This window comes from Actinomadura sp. NPDC048032 (assembly GCF_040653175.1).
In the GTDB taxonomy this organism is placed as follows: Bacteria; Actinomycetota; Actinomycetes; order Streptosporangiales; family Streptosporangiaceae; genus Spirillospora; species Spirillospora verrucosospora.
In genome coordinates, this window is the sequence record NZ_JBEZJP010000488.1 from 1 (window position 1) to 5655 (window position 5655).

Below are 5655 nucleotides of genomic sequence, written 5' to 3' on the forward strand. Positions count from 1 at the left end.
AGCGAGGCGAGCGATCTCATCGTCACCCGGCGGCTGCGTGAGACGACGGCTGAGGTCGCCGATGGTTATCTCGGCAACCACGAGATGGGCTTCGCCCGCCGGGTCGCCGACCGCGTCGTGTTCATGGCGGACGGCGAGGTCGTGGAGACCGCGACGCCGGCCGCCTTCTTCGACTCCCCCGCCAGCGACCGGGCCCGGGACTTCCTGGCCAAGGTCCTCAGCCACTAGTGCGACCCCGGCGCGCCGCCCATGGCGCGCCACCCGAGAAAGGTTGATGATCATGGTGCGTACCCCTGCGGGGATGCGGCGGGCGGCGGTGGCCGCGGTGGCCGCGCTGTCGCTGACGGGCCTGGCGGCCTGCTCCGGCGGCGACTCCGACTCCGCGGTGCCCGGCTCCGGCGGCGGCAAGGGCGACGACCTGGCGGCCTCGGCCCCGGTCGCGGCGAACCTGCCCGCCGGCTCCACCATGGAGAAGATCAAGCAGCGCGGCGAGCTGGTGGTGGGCGGCTCGCTGGACGCGCCCCTGCTCTCCCAGCAGAACCCGGCGACCAAGAAGGTCGAGGGGCTGGACGCCGACTTCGGCCGGCTGCTCGCCAAGTACATCATCGGCAAGCCCAACGTGAAGATCGTCAACTCGGCGTCGGAGACCCGTGAGGCGCTGCTGTCCAACGGCACCGTGGACGTGGTGTTCCAGACCTACAGCATCACTCCGGAGCGCGCCAAGCAGGTCGCGTTCGCCGGGCCGTACTACAGCTCCGGCCTGGTCATCGCCACCAAGAAGGACGAGACGGGCATCAAGACCCCGGCCGACCTCAAGGGCAAGACCGTCATCGCGGGCGCCAACACCCCGGCGATCCCGGCCATCAAGAAGGCCGCCCCCGGCGCGAAGATCGTCACGTTCGGCAGCGACCCCGAGTGCGTCCAGGCCCTCAAGCAGGGCCGCGGCGACGCCTACGTCCAGGACGAGGCCGTGCTGCTCGCGACCGCCAAGCAGGACCCGTCGATCCAGATCCAGGGCAAGCCGTTCACCAGCGACCCGTACGGCATCGGCCTCAAGCACGGCGACGCGCAGATGAAGCAGTTCGTCAACGACTGGCTCAAGCAGATCCAGCAGTCGGGCCTGTGGGCGAAGGTCTGGAAGAACTCGATCGGGACGGTCGTGCAGGGCGAGGCGCCGCAGCCGCCCGCGATCGGCTCGGCCCCGGGCTCGGAGTGAGCGGAGGCCCCGCCCTGTCATGAACGTCATCACCGACCACCTCGGGGAGTTCGGCGACGGCCTGCTGCTCACCGTCGAGCTGACGCTGCTGGCCCTCGCCGGAGCCCTCGTGACCGGGACCGCGGTCGCCGCGATGCGGGTCAGCCCGGTGCGCGTGCTGCGCGCCGCCGGGATGGCCTACGTCGAGGTGCTGCAGAACATCCCGCTGCTGGTGTGGCTCGTCATCGCCGTGTTCGGGCTGCCCGAGATCGGGGTGATCGCCGGGCTGTTCACCACCTCGGTCGTCGTGATCGCCCTCTACCAGGGGGCGTACACGGCCGAGGCGATCCGCTCCGGGATCAACGCGGTGCCGGCCGGGCAGGGCGAGGCCGCCCGCGCGCTCGGGCTGACGTTCGTCCAGTCGCTGCGGCTGGTCGTCCTGCCGCAGGCGCTGCGGACGGTCGTCCAGCCGCTCGGCAACATCGCGATCATGACGCTGATGAACACGGCGCTGGCCGCCGCGGTCGGCGTGGTCGAGCTGACCGCCGCCGCGAACCGGGTCAACCTCGCCGAGGCTCAGCCGATCTGGATCTTCGTGACGGCGGGCCTGGCCTACATGGCGCTGTCGGCGGTCTTCGGGCTGGTGACCGGCGGCCTGGAACGGAAGCTGGCGATCCTGCGATGAGCTCCCCGCGCCTGTTGTTCGACGAGCCGGGCCCGCGCGCCCGGCGCCGCATCCGGATCGCCACCGCGCTGACCCTGCTCGGCGGCGCCGTCCTGGTCGCGCTCGCGCTGCGCCAGTTCGGCGAGAACGGCCAGCTCGCCGCCGACCGGTGGCGCCCGTACGGGACGTGGCCGATGTGGCGGTACCTGCTGGAGGGACTGCGCTCCACGCTCTACGCCGCGGTCGTCTCGATCGCCCTCGCCATGGCGGCCGGGGTCGCGCTCGCGCTCGGGCGGCTGTCGCCGGCGCGGTGGCTGCGCGTCCCGTCCGCGGCCTACGTCGAGATCGTCCGGACGGTCCCGGCGCTGCTGCTGGTCTACGTCGTGCTGTTCGCGCTGCCGAAGTACGGCCTCGACCTCCCGCTGTTCTGGAAGCTCGTCGTCCCGCTGTCGGTGTCCAACGCCGCCGCGTTCGCCGAGATCTTCCGGGCCGGGATCCGGTCGGTGGAGCGCGGGCAGCTGGAGGCGGGGCTCGCGCTCGGCCTGACCCGGGGGCGCGCGATGCGGCTGGTCGTGCTGCCGCAGGCGGCCCGGCGCGTCCTGCCGTCGCTGGTCAGCCAGTCCGCCGGGCTGCTGAAGGACACCTCGCTCGGCTACGTCGTCAGCTACGCCGAACTGCTCTACAGCGGGAAGGTGCTGGCGAACTACAACCACCTGCTCATCCAGACCTACCTGGTGATCGCGCTGGTCTACCTGGTGATCAACGCGTCGCTGGCCAAGCTCGCGCGGACGCTGGAGGCGCGGCAGCGGACCCGTCCGTCCCGCGCCGTCCGCGAGGCCGCCCCGGCGGCGCGACCGTGAGGATCGACATGTACGAAGCACTGGCCGAGGTCGTGCGCAACGGCTTCGCCGAGAGCCGCCACTACGGCAGCGTCGCCGGGCTCGCCCCGGACGGCTCCCTCGCCCACGCGCGGGGCGCCGTCGAGGAGACGGTCCTGCCGCGCTCCACGACCAAGCCGTTCCAGGCGCTCGCCTGCCTGAAGGCGGGCGCGCCGCTGCGCGGGGAGCGCCTCGCGATCGCGGCGGGCAGCCACACCGGCGAGGACTTCCACGTCAAGGCCGTCGAGGGGATCCTCGCGGACGCGGGCCTCGGCGTGGAGGCACTGCGGTGCCCGCCGTCCTGGCCCGAGGACGAGGCGACCAGGAACGCGCTGGTCAGGGCGGGCGAGGGCGAGTCGCGGGTGCGGATGAACTGCTCCGGCAAGCACGCCGCCATGCTCGCCGCGTGCGCCGCCAACGGCTGGCCGCTCGACACCTACCTCGACCCGTCGCACCCCCTGCAGCAGCTGGTGCGGCAGGTGATGGCCGACTGCGCCGGGGAGGACCCCTCCCCCGTCGCGATCGACGGGTGCGGCGCGCCGCTGTTCGGCCTCACCCTGACCGGCCTCGCCCGCGCCGCGCGGTCCCTCGTCCTGGCCGAGGACGCCCGCCCGGTCGCGGACGCCATGCGCGCCCACCCCGAGTACGTGGGCGGGACCGGGCACGTCAACACCGAGCTCATGCGGGCGCTGCCCGGCTCGGTCGCCAAGGGCGGCGCGGAGGGCGTGCTCGTCGCCGCCACCGCCGAGGGCCGCGCCGTCGCGGTGAAGGTCATCGACGGCAGCCCCCGCGCCACCACCGCCATCGCGCTGCGCGCGCTCGCCGCGCTCGGCGCCGACACCACCCAGGCCGACCCGCTGGGCGCCGTCCCCGTCCTCGGCGGCGGGCGCCCGGTGGGCGAGATCCGCACCATTCCGGAAGGACGTCCGTGAGCCTCACCTACGAGATCTGCATCGACAGCGTCGCGGGGGCCGTCGCCGCCGAGAAGGCGGGCGCCCACCGCGTCGAGCTGTGCGCGGCGCTGTTCGACGGGGGGCTCACCCCGACCCTGGGCACCGTCCGCGCCGCGCTCGCCGCCGTGTCGTCGATCAGGGTGCACGTCATCATCCGCCCGCGCGGCGGCGACTTCATCTTCGACGAGCACGAGGTCGCGGCGATGGAGCACGACGTCGCGCTGGTCCGGGAGGCCGGCGCGCACGGCGTGGTGATCGGCGCGCTCACCCCGGAGGGGACGGTCGACCGCCCGGTCGTCGAGCGGCTCATGGCGGCGGCGGGCGGGCTGCCCGTCACCTTCCACCGCGCCTTCGACATGGCCGCCGATCCGTTCGGCACGCTGGACGTCCTCGCCGGGCTCGGCGTGGCCCGCGTCCTGACGTCCGGGCAGGACGCGACCGCGCTGGAGGGCGCGCCGCTGATCGCCGAGCTGGTGCGGCACGCCGGGGACCGCGTCATCGTGATGCCCGGCGGCGGCGTCACCGACCGGAACGTCGCGCGGGTCGTGGCGGAGACCGGCGCCCGCGAGATCCACTTCGCCGCGCTCAGCGAGGAGCCGAGCCCGGCCGTGCACCGCAACCCGTACCCGTTCATGGGCGGGGAGCTGCGCAGGCCGGAGTACCAGCGCCTCGTCACGACGTCCGGCGGCATCGCCTCGGTCATCCGCGCCGCCGGCTAGCGCGCCGGCCGCCGACGCCCGCGGGCGCCGTCCGCCTCCCCCGCGCGGGAAGGGTCAGGGCTTGCGGGCGACGGCGGCGTAACCGGCCACTTCGGCGGGCTCGCCCCAGGGAGTGTGCTCGGGACGCCACCTGGACATGGAGACGACTCCGGGGTCCAGGAGTTCGAGGCCGTCGAAGAAGCGGGTGACGGCCGCGCGCGTGCGCGGCACCATCGGATTGGCCGACCTCTCGTTCCAGTCCTGCTGCGCCTCGGCCTGGGCGGTCTCCCCCGCGTCGAAGTCGAGGGTGGCGTGCGTCATCACCAGGTGGCTTCCGGACGGCACGGCGTCCAGCAGCACGTCGAGGACGTGGCGGGCCTCGCCGTCGTCGTGGACGAAGTGCATGATGCCCAGCAGCATGATCGCCACCGGCCTTCCGAAGTCGAGCGTCGCGGCGGCCTTCGCCAGGATGTCATCCGGTTCGCGCAGGTCGGCGTGGATGTAGTGGCAGGCGCCCTCGGGGCTGCTGCTGAGCAGAGCCCGCGCGTGGGTCAGCACCAGGGGATCGTTGTCCACGTAGACGATGCGCGCGTCCGGCGCCGCGCGCTGCGCGACCTCGTGGGTGTTGTCCATGGTCGGCAGGCCGGTGCCGATGTCGAGGAACTGGCGGACGCCAGCCTCGCCCGCGAGGTGGCGGACGGACCTGCCGAGGAACGCGCGGTCGGCGAGGGCGATGTCGACGATCTGCGGGAACACGGCCCGGAACCGCTCGGCGGCCCGCTGGTCGACCTCGTAGTTGTCCTTCCCGCCGAGCAGATGGTTCCAGACCCGCGCCGAATGCGGCACGTTCGTGTCGATCTCCGGTCCCTCGGCCACGGCGGCACCTCCACGATCTTCGGTTTCCGCCCAACCTAGCGCCGCGACGAGCCGCCCGGCCACCGGTCCGCCCCGCACCGCACGGGCGCACCGCGGTCGGGCGGTTCTTTACTTGATCTTGTGGCTCCAGGGATGCCGGGGAGTTGCGGACGGGGCATGGATGTCTGCGACCGGTACCGGACGGCACCACGGACCGGGCCGGGACGGCGTGACGAGCGGGAGCGGGGCACATGCAGGTGAAGCTGGAGGCGGAGCTCGGCCGCATCCCGATCGACGACGTGGCGCCGGTGGTGGGGTGCGGCCGGTGGCCGGCGAAGGCGGTGGTGGGCGAGACCGTCGAGGTGTCGGCGACGGTGTTCCGGGAGGGGCACGAGCGGCTGGGCGCGGCGGT

Annotated in this window: 7 protein-coding genes and 1 pseudogene; 7 read left to right on the plus strand and 1 reads right to left on the minus strand. The window is 73.4% G+C overall.

From position 1 onward, the window contains the following. From AB0C69_RS37095 to AB0C69_RS37120, 6 genes and pseudogenes are all read left to right on the plus strand, one after another. Positions 1-228 (plus strand): annotated as a pseudogene (locus AB0C69_RS37095) (amino acid ABC transporter ATP-binding protein); the annotation flags it as partial. 52 nt (positions 229-280) lie between these two features. Then, complete coding sequence (locus AB0C69_RS37100; protein WP_360360326.1) at positions 281-1216, plus strand: glutamate ABC transporter substrate-binding protein; 936 nt, start codon at positions 281-283, stop codon at positions 1214-1216. 19 nt (positions 1217-1235) lie between these two features. Beyond that, the gene (locus AB0C69_RS37105; RefSeq protein ID WP_345186857.1) at positions 1236-1880 is read left to right on the plus strand and encodes an amino acid ABC transporter permease; all 645 of its coding nucleotides are present in this window, start codon (positions 1236-1238) and stop codon (positions 1878-1880) included. Further along, a complete protein-coding gene (locus AB0C69_RS37110) occupies positions 1877-2719 on the plus strand; it encodes an amino acid ABC transporter permease (protein ID WP_345186861.1) in 843 nt (280 codons plus the stop codon). Before AB0C69_RS37105 ends, AB0C69_RS37110 begins: the two co-directional genes overlap by 4 nt. 8 nt (positions 2720-2727) lie before the next feature. Beyond that, on the plus strand, positions 2728-3669 hold the full coding sequence (locus tag AB0C69_RS37115; protein ID WP_360360330.1) for an asparaginase: 942 nt from the start codon (positions 2728-2730) through the stop codon (positions 3667-3669). Continuing rightward, entirely contained in the window at positions 3666-4409 is a 744-nt protein-coding gene (locus tag AB0C69_RS37120; protein ID WP_345186868.1) for a copper homeostasis protein CutC, read from the plus strand. Before AB0C69_RS37115 ends, AB0C69_RS37120 begins: the two co-directional genes overlap by 4 nt. Before the next feature lie 54 nt (positions 4410-4463). Here the strand turns inward: AB0C69_RS37120 and AB0C69_RS37125 are convergent, their stop codons facing one another. Continuing rightward, complete coding sequence (locus AB0C69_RS37125) at positions 4464-5264, minus strand: SAM-dependent methyltransferase (RefSeq protein ID WP_345186871.1); 801 nt, start codon at positions 5262-5264, stop codon at positions 4464-4466. 230 nt (positions 5265-5494) lie between these two features. On the opposite strand from AB0C69_RS37125, the gene AB0C69_RS37130 reads away from it, so the two are divergent. Further along, positions 5495-5655 (plus strand): maltotransferase domain-containing protein (locus AB0C69_RS37130; RefSeq protein ID WP_360360334.1); only part of this gene is annotated, 161 nt, incomplete at its 3' end.

Bases quoted from the DNA above. Each gene is read 5' to 3' on its own strand.
- AB0C69_RS37105 (WP_345186857.1), top strand. From the start codon at position 1,236: ATGAACGTCATCACCGACCACCTCGGGGAGTTCGGCGACGGCCTGCTG.
- AB0C69_RS37115 (WP_360360330.1), top strand. From the start codon at position 2,728: ATGTACGAAGCACTGGCCGAGGTCGTGCGCAACGGCTTCGCCGAGAGC.
- AB0C69_RS37110 (WP_345186861.1), top strand. From the start codon at position 1,877: ATGAGCTCCCCGCGCCTGTTGTTCGACGAGCCGGGCCCGCGCGCCCGG.
- AB0C69_RS37100 (WP_360360326.1), top strand. From the start codon at position 281: ATGGTGCGTACCCCTGCGGGGATGCGGCGGGCGGCGGTGGCCGCGGTG.